The sequence below is a fragment of the Paraburkholderia caffeinitolerans genome, from assembly GCF_902859945.1.
Classification (GTDB): Bacteria; Pseudomonadota; Gammaproteobacteria; order Burkholderiales; family Burkholderiaceae; genus Paraburkholderia; species Paraburkholderia caffeinitolerans.
The window spans coordinates 357,811-376,753 of record NZ_CADIKL010000001.1; the positions used below are offsets into that span (position 1 = coordinate 357,811).

At 65.9% G+C, this 18,943-nt stretch carries 16 protein-coding genes; 7 read left to right on the plus strand and 9 right to left on the minus strand.

What is annotated here, in order from left to right; translation table 11 throughout:
- Positions 1 to 195: 195 nt before the first annotated feature.
- A complete protein-coding gene (argH, locus tag HV773_RS01555) occupies positions 196 to 1,602 on the minus strand; it encodes an argininosuccinate lyase (RefSeq protein ID WP_129561457.1) in 1,407 nt (468 codons plus the stop codon).
- Positions 1,603 to 1,810: 208 nt separating this feature from the next.
- A complete protein-coding gene (locus HV773_RS01560; protein WP_129561458.1) occupies positions 1,811 to 2,650 on the minus strand; it encodes a helix-turn-helix transcriptional regulator in 840 nt (279 codons plus the stop codon).
- A gap of 178 nt (positions 2,651 to 2,828) precedes the next feature.
- Here HV773_RS01560 and HV773_RS01565 point away from each other — a divergent pair, with 178 nt between their 5' ends.
- The 3 genes from HV773_RS01565 to HV773_RS01575 all read left to right on the plus strand — a co-directional run bounded on the left by HV773_RS01565 (position 2,829) and on the right by HV773_RS01575 (position 4,300).
- Positions 2,829 to 3,179, plus strand: a complete 351-nt coding sequence (locus HV773_RS01565; protein WP_129561459.1) for a RidA family protein — start codon at positions 2,829 to 2,831, stop codon at positions 3,177 to 3,179.
- A gap of 42 nt (positions 3,180 to 3,221) precedes the next feature.
- Positions 3,222 to 3,986, plus strand: coding sequence for a class I SAM-dependent methyltransferase (locus tag HV773_RS01570; protein ID WP_129561460.1), 765 nt, complete (start codon positions 3,222 to 3,224; stop codon positions 3,984 to 3,986).
- 74 nt (positions 3,987 to 4,060) lie between these two features.
- Positions 4,061 to 4,300, plus strand: coding sequence for a hypothetical protein (locus tag HV773_RS01575; RefSeq protein WP_129561461.1), 240 nt, complete (start codon positions 4,061 to 4,063; stop codon positions 4,298 to 4,300).
- Between the two features lie 49 nt (positions 4,301 to 4,349).
- On the opposite strand, the gene HV773_RS01580 is transcribed toward HV773_RS01575, so the two are convergent.
- From HV773_RS01580 to ppc, 3 genes are all read right to left on the minus strand, one after another.
- Positions 4,350 to 4,787 (minus strand): DUF4279 domain-containing protein, encoded by a 438-nt coding sequence (locus HV773_RS01580; protein ID WP_129563288.1) that lies wholly within the window; start codon positions 4,785 to 4,787, stop codon positions 4,350 to 4,352.
- A complete protein-coding gene (locus tag HV773_RS01585; RefSeq protein ID WP_129561462.1) occupies positions 4,777 to 5,553 on the minus strand; it encodes a hypothetical protein in 777 nt (258 codons plus the stop codon). Before HV773_RS01585 ends, HV773_RS01580 begins: the two co-directional genes overlap by 11 nt.
- Positions 5,554 to 5,917: 364 nt before the next feature.
- Positions 5,918 to 9,058 carry a phosphoenolpyruvate carboxylase gene (gene ppc, locus HV773_RS01590; RefSeq protein ID WP_129561463.1) on the minus strand — a complete coding sequence of 1,047 codons (3,141 nt, stop codon included), beginning with the start codon at positions 9,056 to 9,058 and terminating at the stop codon, positions 5,918 to 5,920.
- A gap of 321 nt (positions 9,059 to 9,379) precedes the next feature.
- On the opposite strand from ppc, the gene hemC reads away from it, so the two are divergent.
- The 3 genes from hemC to HV773_RS01605 all read left to right on the plus strand — a co-directional run bounded on the left by hemC (position 9,380) and on the right by HV773_RS01605 (position 13,824).
- Entirely contained in the window at positions 9,380 to 10,408 is a 1,029-nt protein-coding gene (gene hemC / locus HV773_RS01595) for a hydroxymethylbilane synthase (RefSeq protein ID WP_129561464.1), read from the plus strand.
- 80 nt (positions 10,409 to 10,488) lie between these two features.
- Positions 10,489 to 12,621, plus strand: coding sequence for a fused uroporphyrinogen-III synthase HemD/membrane protein HemX (gene hemDX, locus HV773_RS01600; RefSeq protein WP_129563289.1), 2,133 nt, complete (start codon positions 10,489 to 10,491; stop codon positions 12,619 to 12,621).
- A 3-nt stretch (positions 12,622 to 12,624) separates the two neighbouring features.
- On the plus strand, positions 12,625 to 13,824 hold the full coding sequence (locus tag HV773_RS01605; RefSeq protein WP_129561465.1) for a heme biosynthesis protein HemY: 1,200 nt from the start codon (positions 12,625 to 12,627) through the stop codon (positions 13,822 to 13,824).
- A 99-nt stretch (positions 13,825 to 13,923) separates the two neighbouring features.
- Here the strand turns inward: HV773_RS01605 and HV773_RS01610 are convergent, their stop codons facing one another.
- The 3 genes from HV773_RS01610 to HV773_RS01620 form a co-directional block, all read right to left on the minus strand.
- Complete coding sequence (locus HV773_RS01610; RefSeq protein ID WP_129561466.1) at positions 13,924 to 15,243, minus strand: MFS transporter; 1,320 nt, start codon at positions 15,241 to 15,243, stop codon at positions 13,924 to 13,926.
- A 57-nt stretch (positions 15,244 to 15,300) separates the two neighbouring features.
- Positions 15,301 to 16,059 (minus strand): SDR family oxidoreductase, encoded by a 759-nt coding sequence (locus tag HV773_RS01615; RefSeq protein ID WP_129561467.1) that lies wholly within the window; start codon positions 16,057 to 16,059, stop codon positions 15,301 to 15,303.
- Between the two features lie 68 nt (positions 16,060 to 16,127).
- Complete coding sequence (locus HV773_RS01620; RefSeq protein WP_129561468.1) at positions 16,128 to 17,567, minus strand: aldehyde dehydrogenase family protein; 1,440 nt, start codon at positions 17,565 to 17,567, stop codon at positions 16,128 to 16,130.
- 301 nt (positions 17,568 to 17,868) lie between these two features.
- Here HV773_RS01620 and ppa point away from each other — a divergent pair, with 301 nt between their 5' ends.
- The gene (gene ppa, locus HV773_RS01625) at positions 17,869 to 18,396 is read left to right on the plus strand and encodes an inorganic diphosphatase (RefSeq protein WP_129561469.1); all 528 of its coding nucleotides are present in this window, start codon (positions 17,869 to 17,871) and stop codon (positions 18,394 to 18,396) included.
- Between the two features lie 189 nt (positions 18,397 to 18,585).
- On the opposite strand, the gene HV773_RS01630 is transcribed toward ppa, so the two are convergent.
- On the minus strand, positions 18,586 to 18,943 hold a 358-nt coding region (locus HV773_RS01630), incomplete at its 5' end, for an integrase core domain-containing protein (RefSeq protein WP_175194147.1).

Here is an 18,943-nt window from a genome sequence, read left to right on the forward strand (position 1 = left end):
GGGCAGTCGGGCTCATGCGCCATGATAGGCGAAGGGGCGCAAACCCCGGGCGCACACTTCGCGCATTTTGCAGCGAACACAGTGCGCAGCGGCGCTCCAATGCAAAGCGGGCGCGCGACGGTATGTGTCGCGCGCCCGCTTTTTCGTTACTTCATGGACGCATCATCGAGGGCCGATGATGGTCCGCCGCACGCCTTACTTGAGCGCCGCGCGCGCCGCCGCGATGGCCGCACGCACTTGCTCCGGCGCGGTGCCGCCCGCATGGTTGCGCGCCGAGACCGAGCCTTCGAGCGTCAGCACTTCGAACACGTCCTCGCCCAGCAGGTGCGAAACCGCCGGCAGCTCGCGGCGCATCTCATCGAGCGTGAGGTCCGCGAGATCGCAATTGCGGTCCACGCAGATACGCACCGCGTGCGCCACGGCTTCGTGCGCGTCGCGGAACGGCAGGCCCTTCTTCACGAGGTAGTCGGCGAGATCGGTGGCCGTCGAGAAGCCTTGCAGCGCCGCCGCGCGCATTGCCTGCTCCTTCACCGAGATGCCGGCGACCATTTCCGCGAAGATGCGCAGCGTGTCCGCAACCGTGTCGACGGTGTCGAACAGCGGTTCCTTGTCTTCCTGATTGTCCTTGTTGTACGCGAGCGGTTGGCCCTTCATCAGCGTGAGGAGCGCCATCAAGTGGCCGTTCACGCGGCCGGTCTTGCCGCGCGCGAGTTCGGGCACGTCCGGGTTCTTCTTCTGCGGCATGATCGACGAGCCCGTGCAGAAGCGGTCTGCGAGATCGATGAAGCCGACGCGCGGGCTCATCCACAGCACGAGTTCTTCCGAGAAGCGCGATACGTGCGTCATCACGAGTGCGGCGGCGGCCGTGAATTCGATGGCAAAGTCGCGGTCGGAGACAGCGTCGAGCGAGTTCGTGCAGATGCCGTCGAAGCCCAGCGTCTTCGCCACCGCGAAGCGGTCGATCGGGTAGCTCGTGCCCGCGAGCGCCGCCGCGCCCAGCGGCAGGCGGTTCACGCGCTTGCGGCAGTCGGCCATGCGCTCGGCGTCGCGCGTGAACATCTCCACGTAGGCGAGCAGGTGATGGCCGAAGGTGACGGGCTGCGCCACTTGCAGGTGCGTGAAGCCGGGCATGATCGTGCCCGCGTGCTGATCCGCGAGGTCGAGCAGCGCGCCGCGCAGGTCGCCGAGCAGGCCGCCGATGCGGTCGATCTCGCCGCGCAGCCACAGGCGGATGTCGGTCGCGACCTGGTCGTTGCGCGAGCGGCCCGTGTGCAGGCGCTTGCCCGCGTCGCCGATCAGCGCCGTGAGGCGCGCCTCGATGTTCAGGTGGACGTCTTCGAGATCGAGCAGCCACTCGAACTCGCCGCGCTCGATCTCGCCCTTGATTTGCGCCATGCCGCCCTGGATGGCGGCGAGGTCGTCGGCGGAGATGATCTTCTGCGCAGCCAGCATCGACGCGTGCGCGAGCGAGCCCTCGATATCGACGAGCGCGAGGCGCTTGTCGAAGAAGACCGACGACGTATAGCGTTTGACCAGCTCCGACATGGGCTCGGAGAAGCGAGCCGACCAGGCTTCGCCTTTTTTGTGCAGTTGGGACGTCATGGTGATGGGCGTGAACGAGCGTGATTAAGCGGGCCGCGTGCTCATGCAGGGTGCTCAGGCAGTGTGCCCAGGCAGCGCATTCTGATACCAGACGCGGCGCACGGCGGGAAAGACAACGATTTTACCATCGGCAGCGTGGGCGGCCCGGCGCGGCGCTGGATGAAGCGATGCGCGGCGGCTGCGCGTAAAGCGCCGGGCGCCGCGGCGTTCAGAGCCGCACCAGCACCACCAGCTTCAGGTCTTCGCGATGCGCGGGCTTGAGCGTGATCTGGTCATAGGCGATGCGGCCGTGGCGCGGATGATTGAACTCGCGCCGGCCGCCTTCGCGCTCGAACACGTCCTGCGAGGCCCAGAAGCGTGCGAACTCGTCGCTGGCGGCCAGCAGCGAATCGATCAGCGCGCGTGTGGGGGCGTCGTTGAGGTGGCGGATCGAGTCGGCGCGGAATTCAGCGGCGAGCCGCCGCGCGCGCGTTTCCCAATCGACGATCAACTCGCGCCCGAGCGGCTGCGTGAAGGTGAAGCGCAGCAGGTTGCGGTCATGCCCGGCGTCGAGCCAGCCCGTGAACAGGTCCGCCGCGTGGGCGTTCCATGCGAGCGCGGTCCACTGGCGGTCGAGCACGTAGGCGGGTGCGTCCACCAATTGCACGGTTTGCAGGAGCGTGGCGGGCGCGTCCGCTGCGCTGGACGGATCGGGCTCGGTGGGGTCGCGCTGGGCGGCTAGTTCGAACAGATAGGCGCGCTCGGCGCGCGAGAGACGCAGCGCGACGGCGATGCGCGCGAGCGCGTCCGCCGAGGCCGAGACGGGCCGGCCCTGCTCGATCCACGTGTACCAGGTGGGGCTCACGGCGCATAGTTGCGCCACTTCCTCGCGGCGCAGGCCCGGCGTGCGGCGGCGCGGGCCGGGCGGCAAGCCGACTTCCTGCGGCGAGAGCCGCTCGCGGTGGGCGCGGATGAATTCGCCCAGCGCACGGGCGGGCGTGGCTTCGAGCGTTTTGGCGGCGCCGGGATCGGCGGCCGGCGTGCCGGCGGCGGGGGTGTCGGGGCTCATGAGGCGTGGGGCAGGTGTTCGCGATACCAGAATAATCGCTTAACTTGTACTGGTACAAAACGGGCTCTATTGTAACGGTTCACCCAAAACAACATGACGGCGTTTAATGCGTTGATAGGGGTATAGAACCCCTTTGCCTCCGATTCTCAACCAGAAAAACCGCATAAGGAGAAGCAGAATGAACGTTCAACGTATGCATACCAACAAGCGCATGAGCCTGGTCGTGACCCACGGTAATACGGTGTACCTCGCCGGGCGAACCCCCGATGACCTGAGCGACGACATCGAAAAACAGACACGCAGCGTGTTGTCGATCATCGACGGCCTGTTGGCGGACGCAGGCACGGACAACAGCCAGCTTCTATCGGCGCAGATCTGGTTGAAACACGTCGAAAAGGACTTCGAAAAAATGAACGCCATTTGGGAGGCGTGGTTGCCAGAAGGTTGCGCACCAGCGCGCGCAACGGTTCAAGCGGACTTGTCGATTCCCGAGGCGTTGATCGAAATTATGGTGGTAGCCGCCAGATAACAGACGGCGGCGCTTTCTTGCCTATTCAAGCTGGAGCAAACAATGAAGCATCACGATCAGGTCGCCGACGCATTCGGCTCGACCGCAGCCGCTTACCTCACGAGCCAGGTTCACGCGAGCGGCGCGGATCTGGACAATCTCGCCGCCACCTTCGCGGCCACTTGCGGCAACGCCGTGGTGCTGGACATGGGCTGCGGCGCGGGGCACGCGAGCTTCGCGGTAGCGCCGCACGTGCGCGAAGTCGTGGCCTACGACATCGCCGCGCCGATGCTCGCCACGGTCGAGGGCGCCGCGAAGGAGCGCGGCCTCGCGACTATCCGCACGCAGCAGGGCGCCGCCGAGTCGTTGCCGTTCCCCGATGCGACCTTCAACTGGGCGATCAGCCGCATGAGCGCGCACCACTGGCGCGATGTGCCGCGCGCGCTCGCCGAGGTGCATCGTGTGCTCAAGCCCGGTGGGCGCCTGAAGTTCATCGACATCGCTGGTATCGACGACCCGCTTTACGACACGCATATCCAGGCGATTGAGTTGTTGCGTGACGCCTCGCATATTCGCGATTACCGCGCCGATGAGTGGCTCGCGATGCTCGATGGCGCGGGGTTCGACGCGAAGGTGAGCGAGCGCTGGCGCATCGCGCTCGACTTCGACACGTGGGTGGCGCGCATGCGCACGCCGCCCGAGCGCGTGACGGCGATCCGCTCGATGTGGGAGCGCGCGCCCGATGAAGTGCGGCAGTATTTCGATGTCCAAAGCGACTGCTCGTTCAAGCTCGATGCGTTGATGATCGAGGCGACGCGGCGGGGGTGAGGGGTATTTTCTTGCGATGGTCGGCCCGGCAATACGAAAGCTATGTCGGGCCGATTCTTCCGGGACAACAACTCATGAACCGTGTGACGTTTATCGTGCTGCTGGCCGTTATGGTTGTTCTGCTGTCGTTGGCCGTGGCGTTCAACTGGATCAACCTGAGTGAAGCCTATGGCAGCGGGCCTCCGTACTACAACCGCACTGCCAACATGGACAAGTGGATCAGTCCGGTGCCGGTGCTGGTGGCCGTCGATGCTTTGATGGCGGTGGTGGTGGCGTTGGTGATCTATTGGGTTCGCTGCGCGCGCCGCAGCTAATCTGTTGAGGAAACGTACCTGGCGTCACCGTGTACAGAGGTAATTCGCTCTACCGGTACTCATCGATTTCAACAACGCCACCGAGCGACTCAATGAGTTGGCGGGTGGCGTCGGACACATAGGGCACACGGTTACCCATCTCGTTGTCCCAATAGCAGAAGAAGCGCATTTGCGCACCCGCCTTCTCGATGCGCTCACGAAGACCTTCACGGGGCAACTTTAGCCGCTCGAGCAGATATCGGAGGTGCGGTTCCAATCGATCGCTGTGAACAGCCGCTTTGCTTTCCAACGCCCAAAGATTGAGTTTCCCCGGCCTGGAGCTGAGACGGCCAGACGGCAGCTGATAAGGCTGTCCTCGCGTGATTGTCCGACTCGGAAAGATGCCGAAAAAGCCGGTCCATGTGTCCGGGTGCGTGTCCTCCGATGAGATTATGAACGTCGCATATGCGAGTGTGTTTTCGGGAGGCGTAGGAGAGTCAGGGTGCATAGTCATGGATGTTGTCAATAATTATGCCTTTGAACTCGACGTCGCCGCTGTCATGAAAGATGACGTTGTCGGCTGGCCCCAAGCCATTTGCCGGTTTGAGCACATGCAGCATCTGCCCGAATGTTTTACGCTCGTACCCGAGCATTTTTGCCGCAAAGTTCGGATTATTGGTCGAAGCGGCCAGTGAATCAATGCTATCGCTGACCGGGCCTTCGATGTAATCGAACGGCTTCGCATGCCCGAGCAAAGTAGAGGCGCCGCCTGCAAATTTGGCTGCGCCACCTGCGCTGCCCCCACCGATAACGCTTTCCAGATAGTCCATCAACGCGTGGACCGACACGTCGCTCGGCGTGGCCCAACTTGGGATGGGCTTGTCGATAAAGGCTCTCGGCGCTGACAGATTAGACGTCCCTCTCATCGCGAGCGGAAAAGGCCGGGCGCTTGACGGTGCACCGCCAGCGGTCCCGCCTGATCTGGGCGCCTTGCGCTCGATTAAGACCATCACTTGACCGCTTTCCACCGCGGCCTTGAGTATGGCAACGGAGTTCGTGCGCTGGACTCCAATTGGAGCGTAAGAAAGGAGGTTGAGCTGCCGAATGTACTTCTGGGCGTCGTGCGAGTGACTCTGACTGGCGGGCCAATTGCGAATGAATTCTGCGGTGTCGCGCCGCTGTTTGTCGAGCGACGGCCGGGTATCTGGAATCTCGCCTCGGCCGTACAGCGTCGCGCTCCTTCTCGCACCGAAATCGATTGTGATCGGGGCCATGGGCAGGCATCCTCCGAAGTTTCAAGGACGATCTGCATCCGAAAGGCCCACGTCGCGCAGCGCGCTTTGGACGTAGAGTGGCACGACGCCGATGGGTTTCTCTGCCCACCCTAGCTTGCGTGGCTTTACGAGTCGATGAGCGCGCGTGTGCGAAGTCGCCATGCAGAAGTCTCCGTAGTTGTGCGAAGTGCCACGATAAGTTGGAGTGCTTCACGAGCGACTTGTTGGAAGTCAACGATCTTGAATTCCGTCCGTGCTACCGCATGCTTCGGGCGAGCCAGATCAGCCATACACGCACAAAGAAAAACGGCGTCGTCCCCCAAAGGGCACGACGCCGTTTCTCATCAAGCGCACCCGCAGCGCTTTAACCCGTATTACGCAACCCCGCAGCAATCCCATTGATCGTCAAATGAATACCGCGCCGCACGCGCGGGCTCGGGTCGCCGGCGCGATAGCGCTTGATCAACTCGACCTGCAAGTGATTGAGCGGGTCGAGATAGGGGAAGCGGTTCTTGATCGAACGTGCAAGCAGCGGGTTGTCCGCGAGGCGGCCGCTCGCGCCGGTGATTTCATTGAGCACGCGCGTCGTGCGTTCCCACTCGGCCACGATGCGGTCGAACACGAGCTTGCGCAGCTTCTTGTCGGCGACGAGCTGCGCATAGCGCGACGCCACCGCGAGGTCGGTCTTCGCGAGCGTCATGTCCATGTTCGAAAGCAGGTTCGAGAAGAACGGCCAGGTCTTGTACATCTTCTTGAAGAGCGCGAGACGGCGCGTGCGTTCCGCGTCGTTGCCCGCTTCGTCCAGATACGCGGCCACCGCGCTTCCAAAACCGTACCAGCCCGTGAGCAGCAGGCGGCACTGGCCCCACGAGAAGCCCCAGGGAATCGCGCGCAAGTCGTCGATCTTGCGGTTCTTCGGGTCCTGCAGCTTGCGCGAGGCGGGCCGGCTGCCGATGTTGAGCTCGGCGATTTCGGTGATCGGCGTCGAAGCGAAGAAGTAGTCGGTGAAGCCGGGCGTCTCGTAGACGAGCGAACGGTACGCCGCCATCGCCGCATCGGAGAGGCTCTGCATGGTCTCTTCGAACACGGGCAACTGGTCCGGCGAATTGCCAGCGGCTTTGCCCATCGGCAGCAGTGTGGCTTCGAGCGTGGCGGCGATCACCGTTTCCAGGTTGCGGCGGCCAATCTCCGGATTGCCGAACTTCGAAGCGATGACTTCGCCCTGCTCGGTCAGGCGGATCTGGCCTTCGACCGTGCCCGGCGGCTGCGAGAGGATCGCGTTGTAGGTCGGGCCGCCTCCGCGGCCCACCGTGCCTCCGCGGCCATGGAACAGGCGCAGCGTGATGCCGCGCTCGCGATAGAGCGCGACCAGCGCGAGCTCGGAGCGGTAGAGCTCCCAGTTCGAGGTGAGGAAGCCGCCGTCCTTGTTGCTGTCCGAGTAGCCGAGCATGATTTCCTGCTCGTTGCCTTGATGCTCGACGATGCCGTCGATGCCAGGCAGCGCGAGCAGGTCGCGCATGATGCGCGTGGCGTTGCGCAGGTCGGGAATCGTCTCGAACAGCGGGATCACCATCAGCGCGGCCTTCGCGGGATCGTCGGCATGGCCGAGACGCCCGCTCATGAGGCCGGTTTCCTTTTGCAGCAGCATCACTTCGAGCAAGTCGGAAACTGTTTCGGTGTGCGAGATGATGTAGTTGCGCACCGCGCGCGCGCCGAACTTCTCGCGCGTCACGCGTGCCATCTCCAGCACGCCAAGCTCGCTTTTCACGAGGTCCGAGTAGTCGAGGTACGGCGAGCGCAGCGGGCGCGCGTCGGCAAGCTGAGCTTGCAGCACGGCTTGCTTTTCTTCTTCGCTGAGCGCGGCGTAGTCGGCCTCCACGCCCGCGCGCGCGAGCAACTCGGCGATCACGGCTTCGTGGATGTCCGAGCTCTGGCGCAGGTCGATGCTCGCCAGGTGGAAGCCGAACACGTCGACGGCGCGCATGAGCGGCGCAAGACGCGTGGTCGCGAGCGAGGCGCCGTGATGCTCGGCGAGCGAATCCATCAGGATATGCAGGTCGCGCGAGAACTCGGCCGCATCGGCGTAAGGCTGCGCGCGCACCGGCTGGGCGTTGCGGCCCGCGCTGCGCACCGCGACCACGCCTTCGCCGAGGCGCACGCGCGCGCTGGCCGCAAGCCGCGTATAGACGCCGATCAGCGCGCGGCGGTACGGCTCGTCCCTGCGGTGCGGCGACTGGTCGGGCGAGGCCTCGGCGAGCGCCTTGAGCGCGTCGCTCGCGCCCGCGAGCAGGTTCGAGACGGACAGCTCCGCGCCGAGCTTGTGCACTTCCTCGAGGTAGTGCTGCAGGATCACCTGCGCCTGGCGCTCGCTCGCTTCTTCAAGCGTCGATGCGGTGACGTTCGGGTTGCCGTCGCGGTCGCCGCCGATCCAACTGCCCATCTGGAAGAACGCCGGCAGTCGCGCATCGACGCCATGCTCTTTCAGCGAGGTTTCGATCTCGCCATACAGCGCGGGGATCTCGGTGAGGAAGGTCGTGTGGTAGTACGAAAGCGCATTCTCGATTTCGTCGCCCACGGTCAGACGCGAGTCGCGCAGCATGCGCGTTTGCCAGAGCGAGGTCACGCGCGCGCGCAGCATCGCTTCATTCTGCTCGCGTTCGCGATGCGTGAGCGGCTGCTCGCGTTGGGCGAGCAAGCGCGCGACGTCGTGCTGCGAATCGAGTGTGCTCTTGCGCTGCACTTCCGTGGGGTGCGCGGTGAGCACGGGCACGATCAGCGCGTCGTTGAAGAATTGCTGGAGTACTGGCGTCGCGGCTGCGCCCGCCTGCGCGAGACGCTCGAGCGAATACGCGATGGTGCCCGCGCGCGGCGCCGAACCCGCGAGATCGTGGATGCGGCGGCGGCGGTTGCGATGGCGGTCCTCGGCGATGTTCGCGAGATGCGAGAAATAGCTGAACGCGCGCACCACGCTCACGGTCTGCTCGGGCGAGAGCGCGCGCAGTTGCTTTTCCAGCGCGAGCGCGGCGGTGTTGTCGTCTTCACGGCGAAAACGCACGGCCGTCTGGCGGATGGTTTCGACCACGTCGAACACGGCGTCGCCTTCCTGTTCGCGCAGCACTTCGCCGAGCAGGCGGCCGAGGTAGCGGATGTCCTCGAACAGCGGCTGGTCCTTGTCGTCGCGCGCGCGGGCGTTGCGCGCGGCGGTCGCGGGCTTGGCTGCCGATTTCGCGGCGGGCTTGGCCGCGGACTTTGCCTTGGGCTTGGCGGCTTGAGTGACTTTCGGGGCCTTGCTGGTTTGGGTGGCCTTCGTGGTCTTCGTCGCGTCTGCCGCTTTCGTGGCCTTTGCCGCCTTCGTCGATTGGATCGATTGGACCGAGGCGTTCACGGTGGTCGTCGATTTGGCCTTTTTGGCCGTCGACGGAGCGGCCGTTTCTGCGGCCGTGGATGAGGCGGGTTGCGATGCGTTGTTGCGGCGCTCTGCGCGCGCCGATCCGGAAGACTTCACGATGTTTTCCTCAGGACTAGCCAGGAGATGGACAAGTTGATCGGGAACTGCCAACTGCATGGCCGCGGCGCGGGCCGCGGTCAGGGGTGCTCAGGGGTACAACCGGTGCAACCTGGAATGAATGCGCCATCTTGCGCGTGCCGCACGCGCATCGCGCATATTATGAGACAGCGCGCGGACAGTTCGGACAGGGCCGGTAGTGCCGGGGAGGGGCTTCGTGAGCCCCATCGGCGTCCGGGGGACCGGCCGAAAAAGGGGCGCGTGCTAACATTGCCGGTTATCCGATTCTGTTTTTCGAACCCGTTATTCGATGTGCTTGCCATGAATTCCGAGACGTTATCTGCGCCCACGCCCGGCACCCTTGTGATCGCTTCGCGGGAGAGCCGCCTGGCGATGTGGCAGGCCGAGCATGTGCAAGCTGCGCTGCACAAATTATATCCATCCTGCGACGTGAAAATTGTTGGAATGACGACACGTGGCGATCAAATTCTCGACCGCACGCTGTCGAAGGTCGGCGGCAAGGGTTTGTTCGTCAAGGAGCTGGAGCAGGCGCTGGCCGAAGGGCGCGCCGATCTGGCCGTGCACTCGCTCAAGGACGTGCCCATGGAGTTGCCCGAGGGCTTCACGCTCACGGCCATCATGGAGCGCGAGGACCCGCGCGACGCCTTCGTGTCTAACGATTACGACTCGCTTGCGGCGCTGCCGCCGGGCAGCGTCGTGGGCACCTCCAGCCTGCGCCGCGAGTCGATGATCCGCGCGCGCTATCCGCATCTCGACGTGAAGCCGCTGCGCGGCAACCTCGACACGCGCCTGGCCAAGCTCGATCGCGGCGACTACGCGGCCATCATCCTCGCGGCGGCAGGGTTGAAGCGTCTGGGCCTCGGCGCCCGCATCCGCGCGCTGCTGGAGCCGGCGGACAGCCTGCCGGCGGCGGGGCAGGGCGCGCTCGGCATCGAGATCCGCGCTGACCGCGCCGATCTGGCCGCGTGGCTCGCGCCGCTGCACGACGACGCCACCGCGAAGGCCGTGGAGGCGGAGCGCATGGTGTCGCGCGCGCTCGGCGGCAGCTGCTCGGTACCGCTGGCTGCGTACGCGCAGTGGCGCGACGGCCGGCTTGCGCTGCGCGGCACGATCGCCACGCCCGACGCGAGCCGCGTGCTCGCCGCTGAGGGCGACACCGCGCCGGTGAGCGTCGAAGACGCTGTCGCGCTGGGCCGCCGGGTCGCGGACGAACTGATTGCCCAGGGCGCGCTCGAGATCGTGCGCGCGCTGTCCGAGGCCAGCGCCGACGACGCGCGCGCGCCGAACGCGCCGCCGGCCGGCAAGGCGGACGAGACGGGCGCGCGATGACGGCCCCCTGGCAGCCGCGTCGCGGCGGCGTGAGCGCTCCCGCGCAGCCCGACGAATGGGGCGGCCCTGCCGACCCCGGTATGGGTGCAGGCGGCGCTGCTTCCGGCAGCACTTCCGGGCCGTTCACCGTCGTCATTACCCGACCGGCCGGCCAGTCGCGCACGCTTGCCGCGCAGCTCGAGTCGCGCGGCCTGCGCACACTTGAATTCCCGCTCATCGCCATCGAACCCGTGCGCGACGACGCGCCCTTGCGCGAAGCGCTCGGCGCGCTCGACCGTTACGCGCTGGTGGTGTTCGTCTCGCCCAACGCCGTCGACCGCGCGTTCGGCTACTACAGTGCGATTTCGTCGATCTGGCCGCATGCGCTGCCCGTCGCCGTGGTGGGGCCGGCCAGCGTGGCCGCGCTCGCGCGTCACGGCGTCGCGGCGCCCGAGCATCGCGTGATCAGCCCGGCGCGTCCCGCCGACGAGGAATCCGCGCGCTTCGACTCCGAATCGCTCTACGCCGCGCTCGAAAATACGCTCGGCGAGAACACCTTCGCGGGCAAGCGCGTGCTGATCGTGCGCGGCGACGGCGGCCGCGAATGGCTCGCTGAGCGGCTGCGCGAGGCGGGCGCCGAAGTCGAGGCCGTTGCTGCATACCGCCGCGCCATGCCCGAGCCGCCCATCGGCGTATGGGAAACGGTGCACGCGCTGCTCGGCGGCGCGCCGCATGCCTGGCTCGTGACCAGTTCCGAAGGCGTGCGCAATCTCGACGAGCTCGCGCGCGAACATCTCACCGCGGGCGAGCTCGTCGAGTTGCGCCACGCGCCGCTGGTCGCGCCGCATGCGCGGATCGGCGAGACGGCGCGCGGTTTGGGTTTTGATAGGATTACGGTGTCCGGCGCGGGCGACGAGCGCATCGTCGAAACGCTGCTGGGCCTTGCGGCATCCTCGGTTTCTTCCGTAGCGCATTCAGCTGCGCCTCATGGTGGGGCACAGGCAGCTCAACCGGTTCAGAACACCCCGGCCTCGCCGCCGGCACAACCACGCATGACTGATTCGAACGATTCCAGCAAGGTTTCCAATCGGGGCGCGGCGTCTCAAGGCAACAGCGGCAGCAGCGGCACTTCGCCCGCCGCCGCGAGTGCACGCCCGGCATCCTCCTCTTATTCCTCCACGCCCTACACGCAGCCCGCGAACGCAGCCAATACGCGGCGCGGCGGCGCGGGCGTGGCTGTCCTCTGGCTCGTCGTCGTGCTGGTCGCGGGCGGTGCGGGGGCGGGCGGCTATGTGCTCAACCGCAAGCTCGACCGCGTGGACGCGGCGCTCATGCAGCGCCAGCAGGCCGCGGAGCAGCAGAGCGCCGCGCTGCGCGCGCGCACCGATCAGGCCGTCGCGAACGCCCAGCAGGTCGACAAGCAGATGTCGCTGCTCGAAGGCAAGATCGCCGACGCGCAGAATTCGCAGCAGGCGCTCGCGCAGCAATACGCCGATCTCGCACGCAACCGCGACGACTGGACGCTCGCCGAAGTCGGCCAGATGCTGTCGAGCGCGAGCGAGCAGCTCCAGCTCACCGGCAACACGCAGCTCGCGCTGTTCGCGCTGCAAAGCGCCGATACGCGTCTTGCCGCCTCGGACAGCCCGCAGGCGCTCGTCGTGCGCAAAGCCATCGCCCAGGACACCGACAAGCTCAAGGCCGCGCCGTCCACCGACCTCGCGGGCCTTGCGATCAAGCTCGACACCGCGCTGGCCGCGGTCGACTCGCTGCCGCTCGCGGGCGAAGCGCTCGTCGCGCACACCAAGCCCGAGGCTGCCGCGCCGCTCGACGCCGCGAAACTGGCCGCCGCCACTGGCGAGCCGCGCTGGCGCGCATGGCTCGACAGCTTTGTCTCAGGTATCGGCAAGCAGATCGCGAGCCTCGTGCAGGTGCGCCGCATCGACAACGCCGACGCCATGCTCGCCTCGCCCGACCAGGGCTACTTCGTGCGCGAGAACCTGAAGCTGCGCCTGCTTTCGGCGCGCCTCTCGCTGCTGTCGCGCAACGGGCCCACGCTCAAGTCCGACCTCGCCGCCGCCGACACGGCGCTCGCGCGCTACTTCGACAGCGCGTCGAAGGAAACGCAGAACGTGCGCGACCTGCTCAAGCAGGTCGACGCGGGTTCGGGCGCGGTCACGCTGCCCACGCTCGACACGAGCCTGAAGGCACTCCAGCAATACCGGAGCCGGGGGTAATACATGGCGATCCGTGGACTTATCTGGCTGGCGATCCTCTTCGCGATCGCCGTCGCGCTCGCTACCGTCGGCCGCTTCGACGCGGGGCAGGTGCTGCTCGTCTATCCGCCGTATCGCGTGGACGTCTCGCTCAATCTCTTCGTGGTGGGCATCGTCGTCGCGTTTCTGCTGCTCTACGCGCTGCTGCGCTTCGCGCGCAACATCGTGACGATGCCGCGCCGCGTCGCCGCCTACCGCGCGCGCATGCGCACGGAAAAGGCGCATTCGGCGCTGCGCGACGCCGTGAGCAATCTCTACGCAGGCCGTTTCTCGCGTGCCGAAAAAGCCGCGCGCGATTCGCTCATCGATGAGAAGAACAAGGGCGCAGCGGGCCTGATCGCCGCGAGCGCCGCGCATCGTCTGCACGAATATGCGCGCCGCGACGACTGGCTCACGCAGGTGGACGACCCCGACCTCCAGGAAGCGCGCCTCATGGCCACCGCCGACATGCGCGCCGATGGCCGCGACGCGGACGGGGCGCTGACCGCGCTCACCGAAATGCGCTCGCAGGGTGGCCGCCGCATTCACGCGCAGCAGATTGCGCTGCGCGCGCAGCAGCAGCTCAAGAACTGGAGCGAAGTGCTCAAGCTCGTGAAGACGCTGGAAAAGCGCGAGGCGCTGCATCCGGCCGTGGCGGTGCGCCTGCGCCAGCTTGCGGCGGAGAACCTGCTGCGCGACCGCCGGCACAACGCGGACGCCTTGCTCGAACTCTGGCACGCGCTCACGCCGGTCGAGCGTCATTCGCCGCGTCTGGCCGACTGCGCCGCCGAACTGCTGATCGCGCTCGACCGGCCGAACGAGGCGCGCAAGATCGTCGAGGAAGCGTTGGGGCAGAGCTGGGATGCGCGCCTCTTGCGCCGTTATCCCGACACGGCCGGCAACGACGCGCTGCCGCTCATTCAGAAGGCCGAGGCGTGGCGCAAGGAGCGTCCCGAGGACGGCGACTTGCTGTTCGCGCTGGGCCGCCTGTGCTTGAAGCAGCAGCTTTGGGGCAAGGCGCAGTCGTTCCTGGAGGCGGCGCTCAAGTCCGCAAACGCGAGCGATAACGAGCCGCTCAAGATCCGCTCGCATCGCGCGCTCGCGCGCCTGCACGAAGAGCTCGGTGACGCCGGAAAGGCCGCCACCCACTATCGCGAGAGCGCGCTGGCGATGAACGTCGTGTAACGCGGGATTCGACGCGTGCTTTGCATGCATCGAGCGCTTCAACGCAAAACGGCCGCTTTTCGAGCGGCCGTTTGCTTTTGAGCACCGCGCCGGTAACCGTTAGCGATTCACCAGCTTCGCGGGCGCGCACAGCGCGAGCAGGCCGCCAAGGATCATGAACGCGGCGAGCATATACATGCCCGAATCGTTCGCCGATGTGACCTGTTTGAGCCAGCCCACCGCGTAGGGGCTCAGAAAGCCCGCGAGATTGCCGATCGAGTTGATGAGCGCGATGCCCGCCGCCGCGCCGGCGCCCGCGAGCCAGGCCGTAGGCAGGCTCCAGAACAGCGGCAGCGTGGTGAGAATGCCGATGGTGGCGATCGTGAGCGCCGTCATCGCGAGCGTGGTGTCGTGCGCCCACGTGACCGAGAGCACGAGGCCGAGCGCGCCGATGGCAGCCGGAATCGCGATGTGCCAGCGGCGCTCGCGCATGCGGTCGGCGCTCTTCGCGGCGAGCACCATGCCGACCACCGCCGCCGCGAACGGAATCGCCGAAAGCAGGCCGATCGTGAGTGCGTCCTTCACGCCAGTCGCCTTGATGATGGTGGGCAGCCAGAAGCTCACGCCGTAGAGGCCCATCACGAACGAGAAGTAGGTGAAGCTCATCACCAGCACGCGCGCGCTCAGAAGGACTTTGGCAAGCGGGAGGTCTTCCTTGGTGGCGTCCTCAGCGGCGATATTGCGTTCGAGCAGCGCGCGCTCTTCGTTGGTGAGCCACTTTGCGTCGCCGATGCGGTCGTCGAGCACGAAGAACACCAGCACGCCGACGATCACCGAAGGCAGTCCTTCGAGCAGGAATAGCCACTGCCAGCCCTGCCAGCCGTTCGCGCCGTTAAACGACTTGAGGATCCAGCCCGAGACCGGCCCGCCGATCACGCCCGAAAGCGCGACGGCCGTCATGAACCAGGTGGTCATGCGGCCGCGCCGGTGCGCCGGATACCAGTACGTGAGGTAAAGGATGATGCCCGGGAAGAAGCCGGCCTCGCACAGGCCGAGCAGAAAGCGCATCACGTAGAACATGGTGGGCGTGGTCACGAACATCGTGAAGATGGAAACGAGGCCCCACGTGACCATGATGCGCGCGATCCACACGCGCGCGCCCACACGGTGCAGGATTACATTGCTTGGCACTTCGAATAAAAAATAACCGATGAAGAAAATGCCCGCGCCGAAGCCGTAGACCGCATCGGAGAGATTGAGCGCGGTGCTCATTTGCAGCTTGGCGAAGCCCACGTTGACGCGGTCCAGATAGGCGACCACGTAGCAGAGCATCAGCAGCGGGATGAGGCGCCACGAGACCTTGCGGTAGGTGGCTTCTTCGAAGGCGGAGGGCGGAGCGCCCGCGCCTGCTTGCGGCAGGTGATTCGCTGGACTGGCCATGGTGTCTCCATAGACTCGATCGTCGTGCTGGTTGCCTCGGGAACGTGCTGGAACGCGCTATACGCAGCGTCCGCCGTCCACTTCGATGCAGGTGCCGGTGATGAAGGCGGCTTCGTCGGAGGCGAGATAGAGACACGCGTTGGCCACGTCCTGCGGCGTGGAGAAACGCCCGAGCGGGATGCCCGCGATGAAGCGCTGGCGGTTCTCGGGCGTGTCGGGCACGCCCATGAATTCGGCGGTCAGGCCCGTGTCGCCGATCACCGGATTCACGCAGTTCACGCGGATCTGGTCGGGGCCGAGTTCGGCGGCGAGCGCCTTGCTGGCGACGATCATCGCGCCCTTGCTGCCGTTGTACCAGACGAGTCCCGGGCGCGGCCGGATGCCTGCAGTCGAGGCGATATTGACGAACGCGCCGCCGCCATGCTCGCGAAAGTGCGGCACGAACGCCCGCACGCTCCAGTAGAGGCCCTTCACGTTGACCGCGTAGACGCGGTCGAATTCGGCTTCGCTCACTTCGAGCACGGGCTTGTTGCGATGCGTGGTGCCCGCGTTGTTGACGACGATCTGCACGCTGCCGAAGTCCTCGACGGCAGCTTCGCGCAGCGCGTGCCAGTCGGCTTCGCGCGTGATGTCGCCGGTGACCGCGATGGCCTTGCCGCCCGCGAGCGCGATCTCGCTCGCCACGCGCTGCGCGGCGGCGCCGTTCAGGTCGTTGACGACGACGTTCGCGCCCTCACGCGCGTAAGTCTTCGCGATGCCTTCGCCGAAGCCCGAACCGGCGCCCGTTACCACAGCGGTCTTGCCTTTGAGTCGCATGATGTCTCCGTGTGTTTGTGGGTTTTCGTGAGTGTTCGTGAGTTTTCCTCAATATGTGCGACGTCGCGCTAGCCGTGCCGCAGCGCAATCGTCTTCAGCACCGTGAAGCCGTACAGCGCCTCGAAGCCCTTTTCGCGCCCATAGCCGGAGAGGCGCGTGCCGCCGAACGGCAATTCGACGCCGCCGCCCGCGCCATAGTTGTTCACGAACACCTGGCCCGCGCGCACGCGCCGCGCCATGCGCATCTGGCGCGCGCCGTCGCGGGTCCATACGCCGGCCACGAGCCCGTAGGGCGTGCCGTTGGCGAGCGCGAGCGCTTCGTTTTCGTCGTCGAAAGGCATGGCCGCGAGGACCGGGCCGAACACTTCCTCCTGGGCGAGACGGCTTCGCGGCGGCACGTCGCGCAGCAGCGCCGGGGTTTCGTAGAAGCCGCCGTTGGGCGCATCGGCTTCGAGCTTGCCGCGCGCGGCGGTTGCGATGCCGTCGCGCTGCGCTTCGTCGAGAAACTCGCGCACGCGCCGCCGCTGCTTCTCGCTGATAAGTGGCCCGCAGTCGAGATCGGCGCTCGCGGGCCCGACGCGCAACGCCCCGAACGCCTCCGCGAGCCGTTCGAGCAGCGGCTCGTAGGCGGCTCGCTCGATCAGCACGCGGCTGCCCGCCGAGCACGTCTGTCCCGCGTTCTGCACGATCGCGGCGACGAGCACGGGCAGCGCGGCGTCGAAATCGGCATCGGCGAAAACGATTTGCGGCGACTTTCCGCCCAGTTCCAGCGTGACAGGCACGTGATTGCCGGCCGCCGTCTGGGCGACCAGCTTGCCCGTTTGCGGCGAGCCCGTGAACGAGATGTGGTCGATGCCTGGGTGCGCGGAGAGCGCCGCGCCCGCCTCGTGGCCGAGGCCCGTGACGATGTTCAGCGCGCCGGCGGGGAGCCCCGCTTCGTGCGCGAGCGCGGCTACTTCGAGCAGCGAGACACAAGCGTCCTCGGCGGGCTTCACGACGCAGGCGTTGCCGGCCGCGAGCGCCGCGCCCACGCTGCGCCCGAAAATCTGCATCGGGTAGTTCCACGGCACGATGTGGCCCGTCACGCCGTGCGGCTCGCGCACCGTGAGCACCGTATAGCCTGCCTGGTAGGGCAGCGTCTCGCCGTGCAGCTTGTCGGCGGCGCCCGCGTAGAACTCGAAGTAGCGCGCGAGCGCGGCGGCGTCGGCGCGCGCCTGCCTGAGCGGCTTGCCGGTATCGCGGGCTTCGAGTTGCGCAAGGGCTTCCTGATGCTGGGCCACGCGCGCTGAGAGCTTGAACAGCAAGCGTCCGCGCTCGGCCGCGCTCAGGGCGCCCCAGGCGCCTTCGTAGGCGGCGCGCGCGGAGGATACGGCTGCATCGATATCGGCGGCGTTGCCGCGCGCGAGCTGCGCGAACGGCTGGCCAGTGGAGGGGTCGATCGCGGCGAGGGTCTCGCCGCTGGCGGGCGAGCGCCACGCGCCGCCGATGAAGTGCTTCGCTTCTTCCATGCATGCGCCTCGTAAATGGGGGTGAAACGAGGGAAGGGGAATGCAAAACGAGCCACGCCAAAAGGGCAAAGCCTTCGGCGCGACCATTATCACGCCAATTCAGCAGGTGCTTCATCCGCTTGCGGGAAAGCCCTGGGCCAAAGCGTCGGACGCCGCGGGCGATTGGCTATAATGGGCGCCAACTTCCTTGCGTCCGGTTGCGCGCCGGAGCGTCGTGCGCGTTTCGGCCAATCCTCGCCGATCCGCGCCGTGCCCCGTGCATGCAGCCGTCGCTTTTCCCTTTTCAAAACAGAGAGCGCTCATGAGCTTCGCAAATGTCCCCGCCGGCAAGGATCTGCCGCAAGACTTCAACGTGATCATCGAAATTCCGGCGCAAAGCGATCCGGTCAAGTACGAAGCCGACAAGGACCTGGGCCTGCTGGTCGTCGACCGCTTCGTCGGCACGGGCATGCGTTATCCGGTGAACTACGGCTTCATCCCGCAAACGCTGTCCGGCGACGGCGACCCCGTCGACGTGCTCGTGATCACGCCGTTCCCGCTGCTGGCAGGCTCCGTCGTGCGCTCGCGCGCGCTCGGCATGCTGCAGATGACCGACGAGTCGGGCGTCGACGCCAAGCTGATCGCCGTGCCGCACGACAAGGTCTGCCCGATGACGGCCAACATCAAGTCGCTGGAAGACGTGCCCGCGTACCTGATGGACCAGATCAAGCACTTCTTCGAGAACTACAAGTCGCTCGAAAAGGGCAAGTGGGTCAAGGTGGAAGGCTGGGTCGGCATCGAAGCCGCCCACAAGGAAATCACCGACGGCGTTGCGAACTTCAAGAAGTAGAGCCGGGAAATCAGAAAACGAAAGTTTGCTGGTAGAGCGCTCCTTCGGGAGCGCTTTTTTTTGGCTCCTGATTTCACAAGGTTTGTGAGTCTTTGCGTTCGGTTTGACCTGCCCCCTGCAAACAGGGCCAACCGGAGTCTAGTAAAGTTCGTTTTTGAGCGGCCCCGGCTTTCAGTGCCAAAGGCAATGTTAGTCTTCGGCGTTCTGTTGGTCCGTCAGCTGGGCCTGCAGGCCCAGCTGACGGACGTATTCGGCAGGTGACACTTCGCCGAGGGCCCTGTGAGGCCGACTCTCGTTATATTCCACCCGCCATTGCTCAATCTGCTCTTTAGCGTCCGTCAGTGACGTGAACCAGTGTGCGTTCAGACATTCGTCGCGAAGCGTGCCGTTGAAGGATTCCACGAACGCATTATCCGTTGGCTTGCCGGGTCGGCTGAAGGCAATTTCGACCTTGTGATGGTAAGCCCACAGGTCCATAACCTGACTAGTAAATTCCGAGCCGTTATCGCACAACAGCGTGCGCGGTGTTCCACGCCTGATACGCAGT